Annotated in this window: 18 protein-coding genes and 3 pseudogenes; 9 read left to right on the top strand and 12 right to left on the bottom strand. The window is 72.2% G+C overall.

What is annotated here, in order from left to right; all coding sequences use genetic code 11:
* Nucleotides 1-5: 5 nt before the first annotated feature.
* A complete protein-coding gene (locus ACFYST_RS01120) occupies nt 6-824 on the bottom strand; it encodes an alpha/beta fold hydrolase (protein WP_387859008.1) in 819 nt (272 codons plus the stop codon).
* A 181-nt stretch (nt 825-1,005) separates the two neighbouring features.
* Between ACFYST_RS01120 and ACFYST_RS01125 the strand changes: the two genes are divergently transcribed.
* The 3 genes from ACFYST_RS01125 to ACFYST_RS01135 all read left to right on the top strand — a co-directional run bounded on the left by ACFYST_RS01125 (nt 1,006) and on the right by ACFYST_RS01135 (nt 5,097).
* Entirely contained in the window at nt 1,006-2,631 is a 1,626-nt protein-coding gene (locus ACFYST_RS01125; protein WP_387859010.1) for a tannase/feruloyl esterase family alpha/beta hydrolase, read from the top strand.
* A 70-nt stretch (nt 2,632-2,701) separates the two neighbouring features.
* Nucleotides 2,702-3,859 carry a hypothetical protein gene (locus ACFYST_RS01130; protein WP_387859012.1) on the top strand — a complete coding sequence of 386 codons (1,158 nt, stop codon included), beginning with the start codon at nt 2,702-2,704 and terminating at the stop codon, nt 3,857-3,859.
* Between the two features lie 8 nt (nt 3,860-3,867).
* Nucleotides 3,868-5,097 (top strand): biotin carboxylase, encoded by a 1,230-nt coding sequence (locus ACFYST_RS01135; RefSeq protein ID WP_387859014.1) that lies wholly within the window; start codon nt 3,868-3,870, stop codon nt 5,095-5,097.
* Between the two features lie 856 nt (nt 5,098-5,953).
* On the opposite strand, the gene ACFYST_RS01140 is transcribed toward ACFYST_RS01135, so the two are convergent.
* Nucleotides 5,954-6,079 carry a hypothetical protein gene (locus tag ACFYST_RS01140; RefSeq protein ID WP_387859015.1) on the bottom strand — a complete coding sequence of 42 codons (126 nt, stop codon included), beginning with the start codon at nt 6,077-6,079 and terminating at the stop codon, nt 5,954-5,956.
* A gap of 628 nt (nt 6,080-6,707) precedes the next feature.
* Here ACFYST_RS01140 and ACFYST_RS01145 point away from each other — a divergent pair.
* Both ACFYST_RS01145 and ACFYST_RS01150 read left to right on the top strand, forming a co-directional pair.
* Nucleotides 6,708-7,055 (top strand): hypothetical protein, encoded by a 348-nt coding sequence (locus tag ACFYST_RS01145; RefSeq protein WP_387859017.1) that lies wholly within the window; start codon nt 6,708-6,710, stop codon nt 7,053-7,055.
* Between the two features lie 57 nt (nt 7,056-7,112).
* Nucleotides 7,113-8,444 (top strand): alpha/beta fold hydrolase, encoded by a 1,332-nt coding sequence (locus tag ACFYST_RS01150; protein WP_387859019.1) that lies wholly within the window; start codon nt 7,113-7,115, stop codon nt 8,442-8,444.
* 28 nt (nt 8,445-8,472) lie between these two features.
* On the opposite strand, the gene ACFYST_RS01155 is transcribed toward ACFYST_RS01150, so the two are convergent.
* The 5 genes and pseudogenes from ACFYST_RS01155 to ACFYST_RS01175 all read right to left on the bottom strand — a co-directional run bounded on the left by ACFYST_RS01155 (nt 8,473) and on the right by ACFYST_RS01175 (nt 11,165).
* Complete coding sequence (locus ACFYST_RS01155; protein ID WP_387636093.1) at nt 8,473-8,652, bottom strand: hypothetical protein; 180 nt, start codon at nt 8,650-8,652, stop codon at nt 8,473-8,475.
* Nucleotides 8,649-9,689, bottom strand: a complete 1,041-nt coding sequence (locus ACFYST_RS01160; protein WP_387636091.1) for an alpha/beta fold hydrolase — start codon at nt 9,687-9,689, stop codon at nt 8,649-8,651. The genes ACFYST_RS01155 and ACFYST_RS01160 overlap by 4 nt, the downstream gene beginning before the upstream one ends.
* A 26-nt stretch (nt 9,690-9,715) precedes the next feature.
* A pseudogene (locus ACFYST_RS01165) lies at nt 9,716-9,904 on the bottom strand (helix-turn-helix transcriptional regulator); the annotation flags it as partial.
* Nucleotides 9,905-10,081: 177 nt separating this feature from the next.
* A pseudogene (locus ACFYST_RS01170) lies at nt 10,082-10,528 on the bottom strand (ATP-binding protein); the annotation flags it as partial.
* Between the two features lie 34 nt (nt 10,529-10,562).
* Nucleotides 10,563-11,165 carry a VOC family protein gene (locus ACFYST_RS01175; RefSeq protein WP_387859021.1) on the bottom strand — a complete coding sequence of 201 codons (603 nt, stop codon included), beginning with the start codon at nt 11,163-11,165 and terminating at the stop codon, nt 10,563-10,565.
* A gap of 170 nt (nt 11,166-11,335) precedes the next feature.
* On the opposite strand from ACFYST_RS01175, the gene ACFYST_RS01180 reads away from it, so the two are divergent.
* The 4 genes from ACFYST_RS01180 (at nt 11,336) to ACFYST_RS01195 (ending at nt 16,894) form a co-directional block, all read left to right on the top strand.
* Complete coding sequence (locus ACFYST_RS01180) at nt 11,336-12,643, top strand: BTAD domain-containing putative transcriptional regulator (protein ID WP_387859023.1); 1,308 nt, start codon at nt 11,336-11,338, stop codon at nt 12,641-12,643.
* 128 nt (nt 12,644-12,771) lie between these two features.
* On the top strand, nt 12,772-13,326 hold the full coding sequence (locus ACFYST_RS01185) for a hypothetical protein (protein ID WP_387859025.1): 555 nt from the start codon (nt 12,772-12,774) through the stop codon (nt 13,324-13,326).
* Nucleotides 13,327-13,461: 135 nt separating this feature from the next.
* A complete protein-coding gene (locus ACFYST_RS01190) occupies nt 13,462-16,380 on the top strand; it encodes a BTAD domain-containing putative transcriptional regulator (RefSeq protein WP_387859027.1) in 2,919 nt (972 codons plus the stop codon).
* Between the two features lie 109 nt (nt 16,381-16,489).
* Nucleotides 16,490-16,894: a hypothetical protein gene (locus tag ACFYST_RS01195; protein ID WP_387859029.1), complete on the top strand. Its 405-nt coding sequence runs from the start codon at nt 16,490-16,492 to the stop codon at nt 16,892-16,894.
* A 91-nt stretch (nt 16,895-16,985) separates the two neighbouring features.
* On the opposite strand, the gene ACFYST_RS01200 is transcribed toward ACFYST_RS01195, so the two are convergent.
* The 5 genes and pseudogenes from ACFYST_RS01200 to ACFYST_RS01220 form a co-directional block, all read right to left on the bottom strand.
* Nucleotides 16,986-18,251: an acyltransferase gene (locus ACFYST_RS01200; protein ID WP_387859031.1), complete on the bottom strand. Its 1,266-nt coding sequence runs from the start codon at nt 18,249-18,251 to the stop codon at nt 16,986-16,988.
* A gap of 372 nt (nt 18,252-18,623) precedes the next feature.
* Nucleotides 18,624-19,094 (bottom strand): NUDIX domain-containing protein, encoded by a 471-nt coding sequence (locus ACFYST_RS01205; RefSeq protein WP_387636863.1) that lies wholly within the window; start codon nt 19,092-19,094, stop codon nt 18,624-18,626.
* A gap of 147 nt (nt 19,095-19,241) precedes the next feature.
* Nucleotides 19,242-19,715, bottom strand: a pseudogene (locus tag ACFYST_RS01210) (helix-turn-helix domain-containing protein); the annotation flags it as partial.
* A 79-nt stretch (nt 19,716-19,794) separates the two neighbouring features.
* On the bottom strand, nt 19,795-22,533 hold the full coding sequence (locus ACFYST_RS01215) for an alkaline phosphatase family protein (RefSeq protein WP_387859032.1): 2,739 nt from the start codon (nt 22,531-22,533) through the stop codon (nt 19,795-19,797).
* Between the two features lie 5 nt (nt 22,534-22,538).
* Entirely contained in the window at nt 22,539-23,903 is a 1,365-nt protein-coding gene (locus ACFYST_RS01220) for an ABC transporter permease (RefSeq protein ID WP_387859033.1), read from the bottom strand.
* Nucleotides 23,904-23,950: the final 47 nt, after the last annotated feature.

Raw genomic sequence — 23,950 nt, forward strand, 5'->3', positions numbered from 1 at the left:
GAGCGTCAGCTCATGCTCGCCTTTTCGATGACGCCGGCCACCAGGTCGGGGTGGGAGACCGCGACGGAGTGGGACGCGGCGACCTCGGTGGTGCGGGCGTGGGCGCGTTCGGCCATGAAGCGCTGGGCGGCGGCCGGGATGTTCAGGTCCTGGGTGGTGACGATGTCCCAGCTGGGGACGGTCTGCCAGGCGGCGGCGGTGGCCGGTTCGGTCAGCGCGGCCTGGGCGATCGGGCGCTGGGTGGCGGCCGCCAGTGCGGCCTTCTCGGCGGGGACGTCGGCGGCGAACTGCGCGCGGAACTTGCCCTGTTGGATGTACAGGTCGGTGCCGGTGCTGCCGTCGGCGTTCGTGAACGGCACCGGGTCGAGGGCGCCGGCCAGGGTGGATCCGGGGAACTGTCCGGTCAGTTGCAGCGCGGACTCGCCCGGTGCGGGCAGGAACGCGGCGACGTAGACCAGGGCCTTGACGCGCGGTTCGCCGACGGCGGCGGCGCTGATCACCGAGCCGCCGTAGGAGTGGCCGACCAGCACGACCGGGCCGTCGATGTGGTCGATGACGCTGCGCAGCGCGGCGGCGTCGGAGGCCGGGCCGCGTAGCGGGTTCGCGGCGGCGACGACCGGGTAACCGTCGTGGCGCAGGCGGGCGATGACGCCGTTCCAGCTGGAGGCGTCGGCGAACGCGCCGTGCTCCAGGACGACGGTCGGCTTCGGTCCGCGGTCGGCCGCCGCAGGGCCGGCTGTCGCGCCGGTGAGGGCGAGGACGCCCGCGGCTGCGGCGAGGGCCGCGGCGAGCCGCCGTCCGCGGCCGTTCTGGGTGATCGACATGGCGACGCTCCTGGCTTCGGTCTTCGGTCTTCGGGGGCTTGGGCGTTCACTGTCTCCCGCGCGCCGGGCGTCCGCATCGGTCGGATGACTGCATGGCCACAGAACGTCGGATGACTGATGTGTTCCAGTCGGCGGGGCGGCGACAGTGGTCGCGCGATTCCCGAAATTCGAGGAGAGACACATGAATCGACGGCTTCTGAGGCTCGCGGCGGCAGGATTCTCGCTGGCGGCGGCCGCGGCCGTCAACGCACCGGCGAGCGCCTCGGCCGGCCAGGCGGGCGGCGCGACGCTGACCGCCTCCGGTTCCGTACCGTTCGCCTGTACCCCGTTCCAGCCCTCGGCGCCGGAGGGCGCCTCGGTGGAGTCGGTGACGGCGACGGCCGTGCCGGCGGGCGCGTTCCAGGTGCCCGGCAGTCCGCCGCTGGGTGGCGGCGTGGTCCCCGACGTGCCGGCGCACTGCGAGGTGACCGTCACGCTGACCCACCCGGGCGCCAACGACCGTGCCAAGGTGCAGATCTGGCTGCCGGAGTCCGGCTGGAACGGTCGCTTCCAGGCGGCCGGCGGCGCCGCGTACGCCGCCGGGAACATCGGCTCGGTGGCCGCGGCCGTCAAGCAGGGCTACGCCGCCGCCACCACCGACGCGGGCGTGGACACCAGTGGCCTGGACAGCAGTTGGGCGCTGGACGGGCAGGGCCGGATCAACGCCGCGCTGCTGGAGAACTTCGCCTCGCGCTCCGTCCACGAGATGGCGCTCGTCGGCAAGCAGGTCGTCGACGGCGTCTACGGCCACACCGCTTTCCGCTCCTACTTCAACGGCTGCTCCACCGGCGGCCGCCAGGGCTACATGGAGGCGCAGAAGTACCCGACCGACTTCGACGGCATCAACGCGGCGTCCCCCGCCATCAACTGGAACCAGTTCGAGGTGGCCACGCTGTGGCCGCAGGTCGTGATGAACGAGCAGCACACCTACCCGACCGCCTGCGAGTTCAACGCGTTCAACCAGGCCGCGCTGAAGGCCTGCGACAAGCTCGACGGCATCGCGGACGGGCTGATCAGCGACCCGAACCGCTGCGACTTCGACCCGCGCCGCCTGATCGGCATGAAGGTGGTGTGCGAGGGCAAGGAGTACACGATCAGCGCCGCCGACGCCGAGGTGGTCCGCAAGATCTGGGACGGCCCGCGCGACAGCCACGGCAAGCGGCTCTGGTACGGGCTGCCGATCGGTGCCGACTTCGGCCCCCTCGCCGCCAGCACCACTACGGACGGCGTCACCACCGGCGCGCCGTTCATCGTCCCCGCCGAGTGGGTCGCCAACTTCGTGCAGAAGCAGCCCGGGTTCAGCTCGGCGAACCTGACGTACCCGCAGTTCGAGGAGATCTTCCGCAAGGCGCGCGCCGAGTTCGACCCGGCCATCGGGACCCGCGACGCGGACCTGTCCGCGTTCCGCGACGCCGGCGGCAAGCTGCTCAGCTGGCACGGCGACGCCGACCCGGTGATCCCCACCGCGGGCACGGTCGACTACCGCAAGCGCGTCGAGGACCGGATGGGCGGCAGCGCGAAGGTCGACAACTTCTACCGGGTCTTCCTGGCCCCCGGCGTCGGGCACTGCGCCCTGAACGGCGCCGACGACATGGCCGCGCTGACCGCCTGGGTCGAGCGCGGGCAGGCCCCCGGCGTGCTGCACGCCACCCTGCCCACCGCCGACGGGCGGAACGTCACCCGGGACGTGTGCCGGTACCCGATGGTCTCCCGCTACGCCTTCGGCGACCCGAACGCCGCGAGCAGCTTCCGCTGCGTCAGGCCCTGACGTGAACGGGGGGCGGGTCGCCGGCCCGCCCCCCGTCCTCGGTCGCTTCGGTTGCGGACAAGGAGTGGAAGTGGACAGCAACGATCTCTTCAACGGTTCCGTGGAATCCGCGCCTCGTGCGTTGGTTCCGTCCCCGTCGCCGTTTCGCGACTACGTTCTGCACGACCTTCCGGGGGACCTGGCCGAGGTCGGGCGTGGCGGGCTGACGTACCGGCAACTAGCTTTCAAGCAGCGGGAGTTGGTTTCGGGAGTCGGAGTGGTCGGTGACGACCCGCGCGCCGCGCGCGTCACGCAGCTCGACCTGCTGTTCATGCTGGGCGGGTTCGCCCCCGCCGGGCCGCTGGCCGCGCCCCGCGAGTTGACGGAGCTGATCTCCGCGCAGAGCGCGCGGTTCCGCTCGCTGGATCCGCACCTGAGCTACGAGCTGCTGATCGACGTGAACTGCGAGGAGTACCGGCGCTGCGGCGACATCCGGGTGTTCTCGCCCGGCCAACTCGGCACCCTGGAACGGGACTTCTACCTCGGACACTACCTCTCCGAGCCGTGGATCAGGTCCGCCGCGTACGGGCTTCGCACGCTGATCACCGCGCCGGACGCCGTGAAACCGGTGGCGGTGCTGGACGACGCCGCCCGCTGCACCGCGGAGTTCACCTCGCACATGGCGGGCTACCGCCGGCTGTCCGGGGAGGCGTTCGGCCGGTTCCGGCACTTCCACATGGGCCACCCCGGCGGTCCGCGCGGCGCGAGCGGGGCGTTCATGCCCAGCGTGCAGCTGCTCGAACTGGCCCTGCTGCCGCCGACCACCGAGTACGGCAGCTACCTGGACCTGGCGATGTCCTACTTCCCGACCTGGTCCCGGCCGGTCGTCGCCCAGTGGCGCAGCGCCTCCAGCCTGGGCATGAACGTGTGGCAGTCGGTGCGGGACGGCAGGCTGGTGCTCGACGGCGCCGGGGCCGAACGGCTGGTCCAACTGATCGACAGGTTCGTCGACTTCCGCATGGTGCACCTCGGCATCACCCGGCGCATACTGCCGGAGGCGTTCCCGGACCGGACCGGGCTGACCCGCAGGGAGATCGGCGCGCAGGCCGGCGAGCGGGGGATTCTGAACGCCGAGCACCCCGGCACCTCCGGGTTCAGCGTGCGCGACGTCCTCACGAACGCCGTCCACCGGCTGCTCGAACTCCGCCGGGAAGTCCTTTCGTCCGCATCGGCTCCGGCCAACCAGTAGGGGGCAGAATGTCCGCGTTCCGTGTGGCAGTCGTCGACGCGTTCGGGCCGGCCTACGGCCACATCGACGCCTTCGCGGCGGTCGGCGGCGAGGTCGTCCAGGTGCAGAGCACGCCCGGGCTGCCGTTCGGTGTCGAGCCGGTGGATGCGGCGCGGTTTGCTCAAGTGCTGGTCCACGACGGCGAATTGGACGCCTTGGCCGCGCGGCTGAAGGGGGTCGTCGCGGTGCTGCCCGGACGCGAGACCGGGGTGGAACTCGCCGACGCGCTCTCCGAGAAGCTCGGACTGCCCACCAACGGCACCGAGTTGAGCGCCGCGCGCCGGGACAAGTATGTGCAGATCGAGACACTCAGGGCCCGGGGCGTCCCCGCGATGCGGCAGCTCCGCACCGGGGACGAGAGCGAACTCCGGTCCTGGCACGCGCAGTTGGGTGGGGTGGCGGTGGTCAAACCGCTGCGCAGCTACTGGGGCGACGGCGTGTCGTTCTGCGACTCGCCGGACGAATCGGTCGTGGCGCTGCGCCGGCTCCGCGGCAGCGGGACGATCCACGGCGAGCCGATCGAGCAAGTCGTGGCCCAGGAGTACCTGGTCGGCACCGAGTACATCCTGAACACCGTCAGCAGCAGGGGCGTTCACCACCTGACCGACGCCTGGCGCACCGAGCGGATCACCGCCAACGGAGTCCGCGACCTGGTCGTCGCCCAGGTGCTGCTGCGCTCCGACGAACCGCCGGTGCCCGAACTCGCCGCGTACGGACGCCAGGTGCTGGACGCGCTCGGCATCCGGCACGGCGCCGCCCACCTGGAGATCAAGCTGACGCCGGACGGCCCCCGGCTGATCGAGGCGGGCGCCCGGATGTCCGGACTCCCGTACTACACCGCCCAGTTGCTGGGCGAGGGCCAACTGGAATGGATCGTCGACGCCTACGCCCGCCCCGACCGCTTCCGCACCCGGGCCGGCCGGGCGTACCAACGACGGCACGCGTTCGCCTGGGCCGCACTGGTCGCCCCCGCAGCCGGGCGACTGGTCCGCTACCGGGCCCTCGACCGGATCCGGGAGCTGGAGAGCTTCCGCGACCTCACCGTTCTGCTCGAACCCGGTGACCCGATCACCCCGACCACCTACGACCGGGGCTACCCGGCCACCCTCACGCTGGAGCACCCGGTGGACGCCGTACTCCAGCGCGACCTCAACACGGTGCGGTACCTCGACGGCGCCGGGATGTACGAGATCTCGTGACGGGCCGCGGGGAGCCAGGGCGGTGAGCGACTCGGATTTTGCCGGATGGTTCGCCGGAGAACTGAGGACGTTTCGGCTGGTGCCTTCGATCGTTGACAGCGGGATGCCGACGGGGCTTGAATCTGTGCACTAATTGTCAACTCGGAGGGGGAACCGCGATGTTCAAGGCTGTTGTCACCGCTGTCGCCGGGCTGGTTCTGGGTGCGGGGCTGCTGTACGTGGCCGTGCCGAGCTCGGGAGCTCCGGCACCCGCGCCGGTCGCAAAGACGCTCGACGGTGGCGCCGGCGGCTGCTGCTGACGCAGCGCCGGGCAGGTAGGTCCAGCTCGTCTCCCACTCGGCCGACCGCACCGCGAGAGGAATCGTGCGGTGCGGTCGGCCGAGCACGGGGACGGTGGGGCCGGGTTGTCCGTCTCCACGGCGGCGGCGCGTATGACGTCCCCGGTGGTCGCCAGGTCGGTGCGCAGCCGTTCGGCCTCGGCTCGGCCAGGCCGGCCGCTCGGATGTTTCCGGCGAGGGCCCGGAGGCGGCTCTCGATCGCGCTGCTCCGCCGGTTGAAGGCGCGGCGCAGCTGCTCGCCGAGGGCCCGCCGAGCGTCGCGGTGGCAAGTCGGCCGCGCAGTCCGTGCTGCCGGTCGGGGTCGCCGCTGGAGGCCGGGGAACTGCGCAACGCCTCGAAGCAGCGCCGGCTGTTGCCAGGTGCTTCAACGCCAAGCTCCCACCCCACCCCTTGGCGGCCTCGTTCGTGACGAATCGCAGGCGCCACTCGTCGTCGATGGGTGGAGGCGGAACGTCATCGCCGCGCTTGGGGCTCACGGGGCAGGTAGCTCGCCGTGGTCCTCGTCGGGAGGGCCCGGGTCAGCTGAGCAGTGAGGTCGGGTCGGCCAGGATCCTGGCGGTGGCGCGCCATTCGACTATGACGCGGTGGAGGTTGGAGTGGACATCCAGTTCGACGGCATCACGCGTCGCGTTGACGAGGTCCACAACGAACTCGCGTACCTCCTCGGCTGACAGGTGCCTGCTCCACGGGAACACCTCGGGCAGGGCTAGGGCCTGTCCGGTCGATCTTGTCGGATCAGCGCGCGGCGTCGGGCGCCCGGCTGGGAGTGCCGGCGAACCGTCCTCGTACTGGGTGTACTTGGATGGTTTGCCGGTGCTTCCAGGCGGGATGATCCGGCGTCGCGCGCCCGGCAAGATCGGCCGGACAGGCCCTAGCAGCACGGCCCGCGCGCCCGCCCCCGCGAGGGGCTCGCATCGTTGCGGCCCCGATCCCCGAGGCCCCGCCAGGTCGGATCGACTCCGGTGAGGACCTCCGTTGCCGGCGGCCGTGATTTGACTGCATGCGCCAAGCACCCGGGGTCGGATCGGGGGAAGCGGATGTGCGGTCAAATGACCGATTTCGAAAGGCGGTTCGGCGCCAATGATGGACAGGGCACGCCCGCTCCGAAGGGGCACGCCATGTCTGTCCGCTGGTCGACCTGCTCGATCCGGCGCTGGTGGCTGATCGCCGAACTGAGATCGCCGAACTGGAGAAGCAGAGCTGGATGTTCCAGGCGGAGAACCGGGCCTGATCCCCTCAGCAACAACGTCCCACGAACGGAAGGTGGTTCATATGTTCACTCCCAAGGCCTCGGCCGTCGCGGCGGCTCTCGTCGCGGCCGTGATCGGCCTCGGTGCCGGATCGGCGCAGGCCGCCGGCTGGCCCCCGTTGCAGCCGGGTGCCCACCTCTACTCGGGCAGCGGCGGGAGCGGCGCGGTGACCGTCGTCGATCTCGACGACTTCGGCACCTGCCACACGCTGTCGGTGGCCGCGCGGTCGGTGCAGGTCGCCTCCGGGGCCGCGTCCGTGGTGGTGTACACCGGCGCGGGCTGCACCGGCGACCACCCGTGGGCCACCGGCTCGCTGGCCCAGTTCGACCTGCCGTGGCCGGTGCTGAGCTACCGGGTGGTCCCGGCCTGATTCCGTCCTGTCGCGGGCGGAACACCTCACATCTTTTTCTCATGCAAGGAGGCCTCGATGGCAGCGCACGAAAACACCACCGGCCGACGCCGTTTCCTCGGTCTGGCGGCGGCCGGGGTCGTCGCCGGCCAGGTTGCCCTGTCCGCTCCGGCGCAGGCGGTCACCGGGCGGGTGGCGGGATGGACGGGCGCCGGGGAGGCGCCGCGACCGGGGGCGGGTATCCGTCCGTTCCGGATCAAGGTTCCGCAGGCGGACCTCAATGAGTTGCGGCGGCGGATCCGGGCGACCCGGTGGCCGGACCGTGAGACCGTCGACAACCGCACCCAGGGTGCGCAACTGGCGAAGATGCGGCCGCTGATGGAGTACTGGGGCAGCGGGTACGACTGGCGGACGCTGGAGCGGCGCCTCAACGACCTGCCGCAGTACATCGTCGAGATCGAGGGGCTGGACATCCAGTTCGCGCACATCCGCTCCCCGCACGCGGGCGCGATGCCGATGCTGATGACGCACGGCTGGCCCGGTTCGATCGTCGAACTGCTGAAGGTCATCGACCCGTTGGTCAATCCCACGGCGCACGGCGGGCGCGCCGAGGACGCCTTCCACCTGGTCCTGCCGACCCTGCCCGGCTACGGCTTCTCGGGCAAACCGACCGGGCCGGGGTGGAACTTCACCCGCATCGCGCACGCCTTCCACGAGCTGATGCTGCGCCTCGGGTACCCGGAGTACGTCTCGCAGGGCGGCGACCACGGCGCGCTCCTCTCCGAGGTGCTCGCCGTCCAGCAGCCGAAGGGGCTGCTCGGCATCCACGTCAACATGCCGGGGACGGTGCCGGACGACATCCTGCGCCGGGTGCGCAACTTCGACCCGGCCCCCACGAACCTGTCGGCCGAGGAGAAGCGGGCGTACGACCGGCTGCTGCACTTCTACCGCGACGGTTTCGGCTACGCGGCGATGATGAACCAGACCCCGCAGACGATCGCCTACTCGCTCACCGACTCCCCGGTCGGCATGGCGTCGTACTACTACGACAAGTTCGCGGAGTGGACGGACTCCGGTGGCGAGCCGGAGAAGGTGCTGACGTACGACGAGATGCTCGACGCGATCTCGATGTACTGGCTGACCGGCACCGGCGCGTCGTCGTCCCGGCTGTACTGGGAGGGCGCCCAGGCGGGCGGCGGACCGTTCAACGCGGTGTCCATTCCGAAGCTGCCGGTCGCGGTGACGGTCTTCCCGTCCGAGATCTACCCCGCGCCGCGCAGCTGGGGCGAGCGGACCTTCGGCAACATCATCCACTGGAACGAGGTCGACCGGGGCGGCCACTTCGCCGCCTGGGAGCAGCCGCAGCTGCTGGCCGAGGAACTCCGCACCGCCTTCAGGTCGCTGAGGTAGGACGGCGTCCCCGCTTCGGCCGGGGTGGTCAGAGGCCCAGATCGGCAGCCAGGCAGGAGAACCGGATTGCCTGGCTGTCGGGGTCGAAGGCGGCCGGATCGGTAGCTATCTCCGGGCGTTCCTCGACCATGTCCGCGAAGGGGATTCGCTGGGGGAGGGTGCCGAAGCGGGTGCGGCGGGCCTCGGCGACGTGCTCGGGGCCGGTCACTTGTGGGCCGCCAACCGGTCGGCGTCCTGGACTGCCCGGGCGAATGCGGTCGGGGCCTCCTGGGGTGCGTTGTGGCCGATGCCCGGGAGGACGCGGTGGTCGTAGGGGCCGGTGAAGAGCTGCCGGTAGGCGGCGCCGTCGGTGGAGGGGAGGAACGGGTCGAGGGCGGGGTCGAGGGTGATGGTCGGTACGGGGATGGTGGGCCGGGCGGCGAGCAGTTGTTCGTACTGGTCGTACCGGCGTTCGCCGTCGGCCAGGCCCAGGCGCCAGCGGTAGTTGTGGATCACGATGGCGGCGTAGTCGGGGTTCTCGAAGGCGGCGGCCGTGCGTTCGAAGGTGGCGTCGTCGAAGTCCCAGGTGGGGGAGACCTCGTCCCAGACCAGGCGGCACAGGTCGTGCCGGTTCTGCTTGGTCTCCATGGCGAGGCGGCCGCGGTCGGTGGCGAAGTAGTACTGGTACCACCAGGTGTGTTCGGCCTTCGGCGGCAGCGGGGTGCGCTGCGCCGCGAGGTTGGTGATCAGGTAGCCGCTGACCGACACCAGGGCCCGGACCCGCTCCGGCCAGAGGGCCGCGATGATGTCGGCGGTCCGCGAGCCCCAGTCGAAGCCGGCCAGCGTCGCCCGCCGGATCTTCAGGGCGTCCATCAGGGCGAGGATGTCCAGCGCGATCGCGGACTGCTGGGCGTTGCGGGGCGTGGTCGGCGACAGGAACGTGGTGGTGCCGTGGCCGCGCAGGTACGGCACGATCACCCGGTAGCCGGCGTCCGCGAGCAGCGGGGCCACGTCGACGTAGCTGTGGATGTCGTACGGCCAGCCGTGCAGCAGGACGGCCACCGGGCCGTGCTTGGGGCCGAGTTCGGCGTAACCGATGTCGAGCACGCCGGCCTGGACGCGCTTCAGGTCGGTGAAGGCGGTGTGGGTGCCGGGGGCGATGTCCGGGACGGTCGGGGTGGGTGCGGCGGCGGACGCGGTGCCCGTGAGGGCGGTGGCACCGAGGCCGAGGCCGACCGCGGTGGTGAAGGTACGCCTGCTGATCATGTTCGGTCCTTTCGGAGGGGGAGGTGTCATCCGGCGGCGCGGCTCAGCGCGTCGCGCAGCGCCGCCCGGCTGGTGACGCCCAGCTTGGGGAAGACGCGGTAGAGGTGCGAGCTGACGGTGCGCGGCGACAGGTGCATCCGGACGCCGATCTGCTTGTTCGTCAGGCCGCCCGCCGCCAGGTCGGCGACCCGGCGTTCCTGCCAGGTCAGCGCACCCGGCTCGGGGGCGCAGGCGCGGCGGGCGGCCCGGGCGGCGTGCAGTTCGTCCGGGGCCGGCCGGAGCAGCGCGGTTTCGTCGGGGCCGGAGGCGACCGGGAGTTCGGGCAGGGCGGCGGCGTCGAAGCGCGACGGGAGGTCAGTGCGGACCGCGACCAGCAGCTGCACCGGGCGGACGGCCAGTCGGCGGCCGACGAAGCCGCAGACGTCGGCGCTGGCCTCGTCCAGCCACTGCCCGTCGTCGAGGACCAGCAGCAGTGGCCGCTGCTCGGTGGCGAGCTCCAGCAGCCGGAGGACGGCGATGCCCATCGGCATGACCGGCGGCGAGCAGCTCCGCAGGCCGCCGAAGGCGGACTCGAACACCGCCCGGGTCCGGTCGTCCAGACGGGCGAGGTGGCCGAGCAGCGGGTGGAGCAGCTGGTGCAGGCCCGCCCAGGGCAGCGCGGACTCCACCTCGGCGCCCGCCGCCCGGACCACGGCCCGGCCCTGCTGCTCGGCCAGCGCGGCGGCGTGGTGCAGCAGCGTGCTGCGGCCGGACCCCGCCTCCCCGCGCAGCACGAGGGCGCCGCCGGACGCGGATGTCACGAACGCCGTGAGTTCGGCCTGCTCGCCGTACCCGGTCATGCCTGATTCCTCCGTTTCAGCCGTTTCAGCCGTTTCAGCTGTCGAGACCGGCCGCGCGGGCCATGTGGGCGGCGTACCAGGCGGGCGAGTCGGCGTCGTGGTGGCCGAGTGCCTCCTCGTACTTGCCGTGGGCGGCGGCCGCGTCGCGCAGCGCCGACTCGAGTTCGGCGGCATCGCGGTGGACCACGTGGCTGATCCGGCCCGGGCCACGGACGGTGACCTCCTGCAGGACGAAGACGTTGCCGTCCGGGTCGGTGAACGAGGCGAACGAGCCGTACGAGCGCCGCTCCGGGTGCGGGCCGGCCACCCGGCCGGCGGTGCCCGCGTGGTGGAAGACGCCGCCCGCGTCGTGGAAGACCTCGCTGACCTCGACCCCGGCCGCCACCAGTTCGGCGCGGGCCGCGACCACGTCGTCCACGACCAGGTGCACGCCGCGCTCGGAGCCCGGCGCCGCGTCGGTCACGCCGCTGCCGATGATCAGCGAGGCGGCCGAGCCGGGCGGGGTGAAGTGGACGACCCGGAAGCCGCCGGGGCCGGAGTAGTCGACGTCCTCGCGGAACCCGATCCGGGCGTAGAAGTCCTTGGCCCGGTCCACGTCCGAGACCGGGAGGACCAGAACCTCGATCTTGAACTCCATCACTCGTCAGCTCCCTCTGCTGGTGCGGGAAGCCGCCTTTCGGCCTCCACCGCTCACGATCCCGGGAACGCGGGCCGGTTGAGCCCGTGGAGAACCCTGGCCGGTACCCGGGCACGGGCACGGGCCGGGCCATATGCGGGCCCGGGGGTGGGGTGACGGAGAGCGATAACATGACGGAACGTCAACATGACGATCGTCTCGGGGAGGACGCGCTGGAGCTCCACTTCACCACCCTCGGCCCTCTGACAGCCCGGCGCGCGGGCCAGGAGCTGCGCATCAACCGGGCCCGGGACCGGGCGGTGCTCGCCGTGCTCCTCGCGCAGGCGGGCCGGCCGGTGACGGTCGGTGAGATCATCGACGGGGTCTGGGGCGAGGAGGGGGACGAGGCGCCCGACCGGGCCGGGGCGCTCCCGGGCAACATGTACCGGCTGCGCAGCGCGCTGGGCGGCGACGGGAACCTCCTGCGGCACGTCGGCAAGGGGTACTGCCTGGACGTCGACCCGGCCGGCATCGATCGGACGGTCTTCCTCTCCGCGCTCGCCGACGCCGCCACCGCCCGCCTGAACTGGCAGCCGCAGCGTGCGCGCGAGCTGCTGACCGCCGCGCTCGACCTCTGGCAGGGCCCGGCCGCCCTGGACGGCGTCCCCGGCCCCTTCGCCGAACACGAACGCCGGATGCTGGCCGGGCGGCGGGACGAGGCGCTGCGCGAACTCGACCTGCCGGTCAGGGAGTTGGACGCGGGGCCGGGCGCGGGGCCGGTCGAACTCAGGGCGGGCGCCGCCCGGTCGGTGCTGCGGCCCTTCCAACTGCCGCCCGATCCAGGCGACTTCACCGGTCGGATCGCTCAACTCGCCGAGATCGGCGGGCTGTTGGCCGTGCCAGGGCGGACGCAGTCGCCGCTCGTCACCGTCGCCGGCCCGTCCGGCGCCGGGAAGAGCGCGCTGGCGGTCCGCGCCGCCCACCTCGCGGGCCCCGACCACCCGGACGGGCAGCTGTACGCCGACCTGCACGGCGCGGACGACGCCTCCGGGTACCTGGCGCCGTTCCTGCGCGCACTGGGCGTCGAGGAACAGGCAGTGCCCGCGAGCGCCCCCGAGCGCCGTGCGCTGTACCTCCGGCTGCTCGCCGACCGCCGGATCCTGGTCGTACTGGACGGCGCCGGGGGCGTCGAGGACGTCCGGCCGCTGCTGCCCGCCGGGCCGGGCTGCGCCGCCGTCGTGGTCGTCAACGGGACGGCGGGGGAGGGGAGTTCGAGTGCGGTCCAGGTCGGGCCGCTGGCCCCGGACGAGGCGCTGGAGCTGCTCGGCCGGATGATCGGCCGGGAGCGGACCGACCGCGAACCGGACGCCGCCCGGGCGCTCGCCGCCGCCTGCGGCCACCTGCCCCGCGCGCTGCGGGACGCCGCCGAGCGGCTGGTGCGCCGTCCCGCCTGGCCGATCTCCGCGGTGCTCCCCTCCGGGTCGTCCGCCGACGCGTAAACGCCACCGTTCATCGCGCGTCAATCCGGGCGCCGCAGAATCCGATTGCGACGTGATCATCTGCCCGGAGACGCAGCTTGCGGGCATGGCCGGCCGTCGTGGACAGCACCATCGAAAGGACCGGACCGTTGAGCCGCACCACCGTACGAACCACCCTCGCCGCCGTCGCGCTGGCGGCAGCGAGCGTGCTGACCGCCCAGGGCGCCGCCCACGCCGTCTACGACCAGCCGACCGCCACCATCTGGGACGGCGAACAGCTCACGAACAACGGCGCGCACATCGACAACCGGGGCGGGTTCGGCACGGCGCGGCTCGTCATGCAGCCCGACGGCAACCTCGTCGCCTACTACGCGCCGGACAACGACTTCTCGCGCCAGTACCCGACCTGGGCGACCGGCACCGTCGGGTGCGGCGCCAAGGCCGTCATCCGCACCGACGGCAACCTGGTCGTCCTCGACGCGAACGGCGGCCTGTGCTGGGAGAGCGGCACCGCCGGGTACCCGCACGCCCGGGTGACGCTCTGGCGCAGCGGCGACCTGCTGATCACCGACGCCTGCAACCGCACCGTCTTCGAGCGCCAGCCCGGCACGACGTACGTCCCCGGGCAGACGCACGGCGGGATCTACGCGCCCAGCTCGGTCGAGAGCCCGTACGTCGTGATGCCGGTGCCGACCAACTGCTGAGCCGGGCCCGTCACTTCGCACCACCACGTTCCACGCACCACGCACCATCACGCACCACCCCGTGCCGTCGTGGGTGTCCGGCCGGTCCGGCGCCCGCGACGGCACGGGGGCACCGAGCTCACGGGGAGACCTGACATGGAGACAGCCGCCATCGCCGCCGACGGGGCCGGGGAGGCTGGGATCCGGTTCCGGCTGCTCGGGCCGCTCGCCGGGTGGGCGGGCGGGCAGGGCCTGGCGCTCGGCCGCCGTCAGCAGCAGGCGTTCCTCGCCATGCTGATCGCCGCGCCCGGGCGGGTGCTGACCACCGGTCGCCTCGGGGACGGGATCTTCGACGAGGACAACCCGCCGGGCAACCCCAAGTCCGTGCTCGCCACCCACGCCTACCGGGTGCGCCGGGAGCTCCGCAACCACGCGGTCGGGCACCTGCTGGTCACCGTCGACGGCGGCTACCGCCTGGACGTCCCCGCCGAGGCGCTGGACTTCGTCGTCTTCGACCGCCTGGTCACCCGGTCCGCCGAGGCGCTCGCCGCCGGTGAGCGGCCCCGGGCGCGGGACCTGCTGGCCGACGCGCTGGCCCTGCACGAGGGCGAGCCGCTGGCCGGACTGCCCGGCCGGCACGCCGCCGAACTCCGTCGCCACCTGACCGAGCGCCGCCTGGACGCGCTGGAGACCAAACTCGGCCTGGACGTCGAACTCGGGAGCGGCCCGTCCTGCCTGGTCGAGCTCGACCAGGCGGTCTTCGCCCACCCCTTCCGTGAGCGATTTCGAGCTCTGTTGATGCTGGAGTACCACCTGTCGGGCCGGCCCGCAGAGGCCCGGGCGGTGTACGAGGACGCCCGGCGGTTCTACCTCGGCGAGGGGCTGACCTGCGCGGACCTGGACGCGCTGCACCGGCGCATCCTCCGCTCCGACCCGGGCCTCGCCACCGCCGCCCGCCCCGCCACCGCCGACGACCGGCCGACCGGCCCGGCTCCCGCGGTGCCCGAGCAACTGCCCACCCGGCTACCGGACTTCACCGGCCGCCAGGCCGACGTCGTCCGGCTGACCGACGCCCTCTCCCACCCGGACCCGGGCGCCGTCGTCATCTCGGCGATCAACGGCCTCGGCGGCGTCGGCAAGACCAGCCTGGCCGTTCACGTCGGACACACCCTGCGGGCGCGCTTCCCCGACGGACGGCTGCACGTGGACCTGCGCGGCGCGCAGCCCGTACCGCTCGACCCGGGCGAGGCGCTCGCGGGCTTCCTGACCGCGCTGGGCGTCGCGGACCGCGACATCCCCGCCGACCTCGCCGAACGCGCCGCGCTGTTCCGCACCACCGTCACCGGCCGTCGCCTGCTGGTCCTGCTCGACAACGCGGCCACCCCCGAACAGGTCGCCCCGCTGCTGCCGGGCTCCCGGACCTGCGCGGTGCTGGTCACCAGCCGCGGCTGGCTCACCACGCTGCCCGGTGCCCGCCACCTGCCGCTCGACGCGATGACGGCGGACGAGGCGCTTGACCTGCTCGCCGCCGTCGTCGGCCGGGCCCGGATCGACGCCGAACCCGAGGCGGCGGCCGCGATCGTCACCGCCTGCGGATGCCTGCCGCTCGCGGTGCGGGTGGCCGGCTCCCGGCTGGCCGCCGACCCCGCGCAGTCGCTGGCCGAGCTGGCCGCGAACCTCGCCGACGAACGCACCCGGCTCGGCGAACTCACCCACGAACAGGCCGCGGTGGAGCCCGTCCTCGCCCTCTCCTACGCCCGGCTCACCGAGGAACAGGCCCGCGCCCTGCGGCTGCTCGCCCTGCCCGACGCCCCCGACCTCGGCCCCGCGGACGCCGCCGCGCTGCTCGACCGCGGCCCCGCCGAGACCCGCGAACTGCTGGACGCGCTGGTCGACCTCAACCTGCTCCAGTCGCCCGCCGCCGACCGGTACGGCTTCCACGACCTGCTGAAGGTGTTCGCCCGGCAGCGCGACGGGGACACCCCGGCGGCGGTGACGGCCGCGTTCGCCCGGCTCCTCGACTTCTGCGTGGCGAGCGCCCGCAACGCCGAGAACGCGGCGCACCGCGACCCCGACGGACACGGCTTCGCCAGCATCGAGGAGGCCACCGCCTGGATGCGCGAGCGGACCGCGCTGCACCGCGCGGTGATCCAACGGGCCTGCCGCGACGACGGGTTGTCACTGGCCCGGACCGTCGACCTGCTCGACAAGATGAGCTCGGTCCTGTTCGGCCGCGGCTACGTGACCACCGTCGCCGACCTGGCCGGGCAGGTCGCCGCCGCGGCCATGGCCCGTGGCGAGCGGGACGCCGAGGCGCTGGCCCGCTCGGTGCGCGGCGGCATGCTCTGGCACGCCAACTCCTACGCGGAGGCGGGCGAGGAACTGCGCGGCTGCCTGGCCCTGTGCGACGGCCCGGACCGGCTGCGGCTGCGCGCCGACACGCTGAAACTGCTCGGCGCGAACGCCCGTGCACTGCGGGACTTCGAGCAGGCGGTGCTCTGCCTGGAGGAGGCGGCGGAGCTCTTCCACCGGCAGGGCGACGAGAGCGGCGAAGGGCTCGTGCTCGGCGAACTGGCCTTCAACCACGCCCAGTGCGGACGCCTCGACCAGGCCCGCGCCGCCGCCGAACGCTGCGTCGAACTGACCGGCCGCCAGGTCTCGATCCCCGAGTCCATCGGCCGGTACTACCTGGCCCGGGTACTGCACCTGTGCGGCGACCTCGGCCCCGCGCTGGAGCAGGCCGAACACGTGGTGGAGCGCTTCCGCTCCTTCGGCATGCTGGCCTTCGAGGCGGCCACCGGCAGCCTGATCGCCCGCATCCACCTGGCGGCCGGCCGCGACCGGGCCACCGTCCGGGCCGCCGTCCGGGCCGCCGAGGAAGCACTGCCGAAGGCCCGCCAGGTCGGCGGCCTGCTGGAGGGCGGGCTGCTGCGCGCCCTCGGCGAGGCGCTGACCCGGCTGGGCCACACCGACCGGGCCCGGATCTGCCTCCAGCAGGCGCTGGGCCACTACCGACAGCTGGAGCTGGCGGGCGACGCGGCGGAGGTCGAGGAGCTGCTGGGCTTTTTGCCGTGAGGCCCGGCCTGGTGGTCATGCCCATGCTCATCGGATGTCCATCGCGGCCGACGAATCTCTCCCACGTGCCCGGTCACCCCGGCCGGGCCGTCCGAGAGAGGGGACGCACATGTCCATCAAGGGACTCCGCAAGGCCACGCTGGCCCTGGCGACGATGGCGATGGCCGGCGGTATCGCACTGACGGGCGCCGGGTCCGCATCCGCGTCCGTCGGCGGCGGCTGCGCCGGGCCGGACTACCAGAAGGTCTGCATCAGTGACGGGTGGACCCAGGTCAACACCTCGGTGACCACCAACTTCGCGAGCAACAACTGCACCGAGCAGGTCATCATCTGGGACTACACCACCAACACCCAGGCGATCTCCACCTCGTTCCCCTGCCACTCCGGCCAGTACACCTTCACCTGGGCCCTCGCCAACCCGACCGCCGGCCACGACTACAAGGCCGAGGCCCGCTTCTACTGGCAGCCCGGCAGCGGCTACACCTACCAGACCAGCCCCGACCTGCACTTCTGAGCACGCCCCTGAAGATCTGACCCGACGCTTCCTTCCCCCCGGACGCCACTCCGCCCCACCGCCACCCCCTTCGGCGGTGGGGCGGAGCCGTTCAGGACCGGGCAGGGCGGCGGCCGGAGCGCAGGACCAGGGCGAAGCCGCAGGCGAAGGCCGCGAGGGTGAGGACGGGTGGGTGGCCGGACGGGGCGAAGCCGTTGACGGCCAGCCAGGCGAGGGCGGGGAGAGCGGCGGCGAGGCCGCCGAGGAGCAGGGCGGGGGATCGCCCGGTGCTGCCGGTGAGGCCGAGCAGGGGGCGCTGGGCCCGTTGCAGGACGGCGACCAGGGCGACGAGGAGCACGGTCAGGACGGCGAACCAGGCCGGGCGCAGAGCGAACCACTGCCAGGAGCCGACGCCCGGCTGCGGGACGAGACCGGCCGGGTAGAGGGTGACGGCGACCAGCACCACCGGGACGGGGTGCCACAGGTAGACCGTCATCGCCGCCCGGTTGAGGCGGGTGACCTCGTCCCGTCGCGCCGGGGTGGCCAGGAAGCGTTGCGCGGCGGGCTCGGCGGCCAGCAGGAGGCCGCACTGGGCGGCGGCGAAAGCGAGCAGGGCGATCGACGGCGGCGTGGTGTTGCCGGCGTGCAGGCCCGCGCCGACCATGTCCACCGGGAACGGGCCCCAGATCAGCAGGACGGTGAGCAGGAGCGCGCCCGCGAGCGCCAGCCCGAGCGGGCGGTGCCCCCGGGTGAGGCTGCCGTCGTGCCAGGCGAACCCCCACTGGTGCATGGCGCCCCACACCAGCACGTAGTTGACGAACCCGACCACCGGCAGTCGCGGACCCAGGATCGCGAGATCCACCAGCGCGGCGGCGGTCGCCATGGCAGCAGGTACGGCGAACCCCCAGCGGGTGTGCGCGGCGTGCAGCGCCGGGGTCAGCGCGATCAGCAGCAGGTAGACCGGGAGGAACCACAGGTGCAGGGCCAAGTACCAGCCGGCCTGCGCGAGTTCGCCCGCGTCCGCGCCACCCGCCCAGGCCCCGGCGGCGGCGAGGGCCATCACGCCGACATACACCGCCGTCGGCCACAGCAGTCGTAGCGCGCGGCGGTGCACCCAGCCCGCCCAGGACTCCTCGCGGTGCGCCGTCCAGGAAGCGGCGTTGGCGTAGCCGCCGACCAGGAAGACGACCGGCATCACCTGGAAGAGAAGGGTGACCCAGCGCCCCCAGCCCACATACGCCAGGGCGTCGTGGCCGGTCACCCGCCCGGCGCGGTAGGTGAGGTCGGTCAGCAGCCAGTGGCCCAGCACGACAGCGCAGATAGCTGCTACCCGCAGGAGATCCGCGTAGTGGTTGTGGTCGGCGGGGTGGTGGGGCATGGGGGTCGCGCCGGATCCGGGAGGTTTTGGCCCGTACACCTCATTATCCGGCAGGGTGTGACCGCAGGCGGGTGCGAAACCCAGGGGCGCGGGGAGACTTGCGCGCGAGCAGGCGGGCGACCAGTCAGGGGCGCGTGGAACTGCGCGACAAGCGCACGCCCGTCCGCAAGGTCGCGATCAAGTGCAAGTTATCGCCCGCGTCGCGATCTTGCGGTCGGGTCCTTCCGCTGCGCGCAGTTCCCAGTAGGCGCGAAGGTCTTGCAACGCCTACTCGGAGCGGGCCGACCCCGCATCTCTGAGGGGCCCGCCCAGCCCCGCCCCTTCCTCCCTCTTCGGGTGGTCGGGATTGGGGCCTTTGTCCTTTGGCTTCCGTTAGCCGAGATAGGGGGTTGCTCGATTCTCCAGGAAGTGGTGGAGCCGGAGTTGCTGGGTGTGGTGCATCGGCAGGTCTCCGATGTCTTCGGGTGCCACGAACCGGAGATCGGTCGACTCATTGGAGATCCGGAGTGTCCCGCCCGTGATGCGCGCGGTGAAGCAGACATTGAACTGCTGTCGTACCTCACCGTCCGAGTAGGAGATCACGTGTCGTGGGTCGGTGTACGTTCCGACGAGTCCAGTGATCTCCACGTCAAGGCCGGTCTCCTCGCGGACTTCCCGGACGGCCGTCCCCGGAAGCGACTCGCCGAGATCCATCGTGCCGCCCGGCAGCGCGTACAGGCCGTTGTCGGTACGCCGCTGAAGCAGGATGTGCCCTTCACCATCGGTCACCACTGCGGACGCCGCCACCACCAGACGGTTCGGCTCCGGCGCGTCGGGATCGTCGTAGAACTCGGTGCGCACCACGTGATCAGTTCTCCTCAACCGGCAGGACCGCGTTCCATACTGCATCGAAGCTTGCAGCGTAGGTGGCTACCACTTCCCCGGCAGACGTCGCGGACACCGTCCGGGCGGCACTGTTCCCGAAACCCGCCGGATAGGGTCACAGACCGGGAAGTTCCGCAGCTCGCGGTTCTGCGCGATCTTGCGGGGTTTGGGGCGGGGCCGGCGGGCGTCGGCGCGGGCCTGCGCGGCATGGGGGCGGTAACTGCCGCTGCCCGGATGGCTGTTGCGCCGGATCTCCCGGCTGACCGTGGACGGGCTGCGGCCCAGCTCGGCGGCGATCGTGCGAACGCCGGCCTTCTCCCGGAGCCGGTCGGCGATGTGGATGCGCTCGTCCTCACGTAGGTACCGGGACGGTCCGGGCGCGGCGGCGGGCGCCCGCTCGGGTCGAGCGGGCGCCCGGAACCTGTTCGGGTCCGTCCGGCCGTTGCGCCACTCGCGTCCGGTTCGCTCGTGGACGCCGACCAGCAGGGACGCCTCCTTGTTGCTGTAGCCCTGTTGCACGAGCTGGAAGTGTTCCGCCCGCTCGGCACGGAGCCTCCTCGGTCCCTGCGGCTCCCGATTCGCTCGGATCTCGAAGTCCATCGCACCCCTTCAGCTGGGGTGTTGCGACGACCGTCAGAACCCAAGTCTGATCCGGGCGGGCCCGTCCTGCGCGATCAGGTCAGCCGTCGAGCTCGGCCGAAGGCAAGGTCGCGCCCGGGACGTCCGCCGGAGCGAGCAGCGCTTGTTCGCCGGGGTACGGGGTCGTCCAGTCGTGGGCCTCGTACCAGGTGAGGTGGTTCATCTGGGACGGGTTGGCGCGGTCGGGGGCGGCGCCGGTGCCGGTGAGGTGTTGCTGCTGCTTCCAGTCGGACCACTTCTGCACGAGGTCCGCCCGGTCGGCGGGGACGGTGCCGGTCGCGGCGCGGGCGGCGGCGGGGTTCTGGGTGGCGGGGACGTCGAGGCCGCAGGAGGGGGCGGTGGCGAGGCCGTTGGTGAGGGAGGTGCGGTTGGGCTGGACGTTGAAGGGGGTGAGGTCGGGGGTGCTGGTGAAGGCCGAGGTCATGGGGGTGGCCGCGGTGTCCTTCTGGTTCATCGGCTTGATGCCGAGGATCTGTTCGATGGTGCGGATCATGTTGATCTGCGAGTAGTAGTGGCTGTCGACGACGCCGCGCTGGGCGTAGGGGCTGATGATCTGGATGGGGGCGCGGTGGCCGTCGACGTGGTCCAGGCCGGCCTGGGAGTCGTCCTCGACGACGAAGATCGCCGAGTCCTTCCAGTACTGGCTGTGGGTGATCCTGTCGACGATCTGGCCGACCGCGAGGTCGTTGTCCGCGACCTGGGCGGCGCCGTTGGCGGGGCCGCCGGTGTGGTCGCTGGAGAGCCAGAGCATGTTGAGGTTGGCGGGACCGTTCTTCTCGAAGTCCTGCTGCCAGATCTGCGCGCGGTAGATGTCGGGAACGCTGGTGTCGAACATCGGGAAGCCGGGCACCGAGACGCTGTTCAGCGAGGGGATCGGCGAGGACGAGTTCAGCTTGTACGCCGAGGGGTTGCCGGTGGTCTGCATGGTCTTGGCGTCGCAGTACAGGTTCTGCCAGGTCGCGTCGGCTGGCTTGGTGAGGAACTGGTGGAACTCGCCGAAGTCCCGCACGCTCTTGCCGGACGCCTGGGCGCCGCTCCACAGGGTGCCGCTGGCCTGGTGGCCGAGGGCGTCGTCCTCGGTGTCGTAGCTGCGGATGTACTCGCCGGCCGAGGACTCGGTGTACTCCGGGTTGTCCGCCTGCATCAGCCAGTTGTGGCCCTCGGCGGAGTTGGTGCCGATGTCGTACGTGTTGTCGTACAGGCCGAACTGCTGGGCGAGTGCGTGCTGGTTGGGCGTCACGTTCTGGCCGAACTGGGCCAGCGACGGGTCGCCGTTGCCCTGCGGCAGGTCGCCGAAGAGCTGGTCGTAGGTGCGGTTCTCCTTGACGATCAGGAAGACGTGCTTGATCGTCGACGGGTCGCCGATCCTGTTGGGGACGGGCACGGCCTTGGCCTTGTTGCCGGTGGCGAGCCTGGCCGCGTTGTTGGTCCAGTTGTTCTGCGCGAAGACCTTGCCGGTCTGCTTCCGGATCTCCTTGTCGCTGGGCAGGGCGAACCGCACCACGCTGGAGGTGGTGTCGTGGGTGCCGTGCGCGCCGTCCACCCGGCGGGCGTCGATGCCGCGGGTGTTGGAGACCAGGATCTGGTTGCCGGACGAGGAGATCTCGGAGGGGAAGTAGTCCGTCGGCAGCAGGCCGACGTAACTGGCGGGCTCCTGCGGGCCGCTGTACCGGTAGACGGCTACCGCGTTGGCCCGGCCGAGGGTCACCAGCAGGTGGCCGTCGTCGGTGAGGGTCACCGCGTTGGGCTCGTAGCCGATCGAGGCCTCGGACCAGGGCCGGGTGGCGATGGTCTGGACGACCTTGTCGTTCCGGGTGTCGATCACCGAGACGCTGTTGCCGGCGGTGTTGGTGACGAACACCGCGCCGTTCTTGGCGTACACGGCGGTCGGGTGCAGGCCGACGTCGATGCTCGCCGGGACGGCGGACGGGTTCGCCAGGTCGATCACGCTGACCGTGCCGGAGGTGGTGGCGGCGGTGTTCGGGTCGGCGGGCACCTGGGTGCCGTACGAGTTGACGGTGTTTTCGCCGGGCTGCGCCGGGCGGCCGCCCTCGTTGCTGACGTACAGCTTGCCGCCGGCCTGGACCAGGCCGCGCGGGGCGTTGCCGACGGCCCAGCTCTGCTTGACGGTGCCGCTCGCGGTGTCGATCGCCACCACGCGGTTCTGGCCGTTGACCGCCGCGTACGCGGTCGCGCCGTCCGCCGAGAACACCAGGCCGGCCACCAGCGCGCGCTGCGAGCCGGTCTTGGCGATCTTGACGACGACCGGGTTGGTGACGCTGCCGTCCGGGTTCACGTCGAACCGGGTGTACCCGTCGGGCTGGCCGAGCCACAGCTGCTTGCCGCCCGGGGAGTACGTCGGGCCTTCCTGGCCCACGTTGTTGCTGCTGATCTTCGGGGTGGACGAGGCGCCGCTGCCGACCAGCTGCTGCACCTTCCAGTTCCGCACGTCCACGATCGCCAGCGCCGCGCCGCCGTCGGTGACCGAGGCCGCCAGGTGGGTGCCGTCCGGGCTCACCGTGGACGACATGATCTTGCCGTTGTTGATGACCAGCCGCTCGCCGTAGGGGGCGAGGTACTGGTTGCTGGAGACCAGTGCGCCCTGGTCGTAGACCTGGCCGACCCGGTTGGTGCCGAAGGTGTCCGACTTGGCCCAGCCGACACCGGCGCCGGCCGCGACGACCACGGCCGTGGCGGCGGCCGTGACCAGCGTCCGGCGGCGGGTCCTGCGGCTGCCCGGGTTCGGCGTCTCATCCACACGACGACGTGTGACCTGCATCGTTGCTATCCCTTCGAAGGTGCCGGAAGCAGCTCGACGTTGCCGTCGAACTGCCAGAGCGGGTTCGGCGCGTCGCCGGTGGAGGTGCGTACCAGGAAGTAGCCGTTCACTTCCTTCGGCCCGTCGCCGTCGGCGACGAACCTCCCGTCGGGGGCGATGTCGAGCTGGTAGACGGCCGTCCCGGTGGCCTCGACGCCCGGGAGGTGCCAGGACACGACGCAGCGCCAGTCGTTGCCCGCGCCTTCGGGCTCGACCCCGGTGCTGCCCTTGTCGCACGCCGCCGTGACCTGCAACTGCGCCTCGGTGACGTCCGGGCGGTTGAGTTCGGCGGTCTGCAGGCGGTACAGGTGCGCGAAAGCCGTGGCGACCGAGCGCTGCACCTTCTGCTGCTCGATGCCGGAGCCCGCCGCGTTGAGTGCCGGGGTCAGGATCCCGATCGTGACGGCCAGCAGGGCGGCCAGCGGCAGAGTGCCGAGGGCGAGCGCGCGGCGGCCGGAGCCGTCGTGCACCGGGTTGGTGAAGTCGCGCCGCAGGAACAGCAGCCGGGCCAGCGCGGTGGCGGCCACCGCCCACACCAGGGAGACCGCGACGCCGATCAGCAGCGGGCCGAGCTGCACCGGGCCCGTGAACAGGCCGTTCCAGGAGACGAACGCGTAACCGGGCAGGGCGAGCCGCACACCGACCGGCAGCGGCAGCAGCTGGGCGAGCTGCATCGCCAGCGCCACCAGCGCGGGCAGCAGCAGGCCCATCGGGGAGCGGCCGAGGGCGACCGAACCGAGCAGGCCGATCCCGGCCAGCGCCAGCGTCGGCGCGAGGGCGCACAGCCAGGCCAGCCCGACGTTCAGCGCGGCGTCGCCCGGCGGGAGCAGGTGACCGTCGAGACCCACCAGCGGGTGGTGGCCGACCGCCAGCAGACCGCCGGCCGTGGCCGACACCGCCAGACCCGTCACCAGCAGCACCAGCACGGTGAGCGCGGCCAGCGCCTTCGCGGCGAAGATCCGGCGCGGTGAGCGGACCGCGACCAGCAGGTGGCGCCAGGTGCCGAGCCGGTCCTCGGCGGCGAACACGTCACCGGCGACCACCGAGGTCAGCAGCGGCAGCGCCCAACTCCCCGCGAACCCGAGCGTCACCAGCGGTCCCGCCCAGCCCGTCGCGTGCATCCAGCGGCCGAAGAGGGTGTCGGTGGGGAGCGTGCTCTGTTGGCTCACGGCGGCGACGAACAGCGCCGGGGCCAGCCAGCAGGCGAGCAGCAGCGCGCGGATGCGCCACTGCGCGAGCAGCTTGACCAGCTCGAAGCGGAAGGCGCGGGACACCGGCACGCGGGTGGCGGCGGGGGTGGTGGCGGTGGCGGGCGTGCGGGTGGTGGTCATCGGGCGTCCGCCTGCGGCTGGTTGGTGAGGGCGAGGAAAGCGGCTTC

Origin of the sequence: Kitasatospora sp. NPDC004614, from assembly GCF_042873675.1 — a bacterium.
Taxonomy (GTDB): Bacteria; Actinomycetota; Actinomycetes; order Streptomycetales; family Streptomycetaceae; genus Kitasatospora.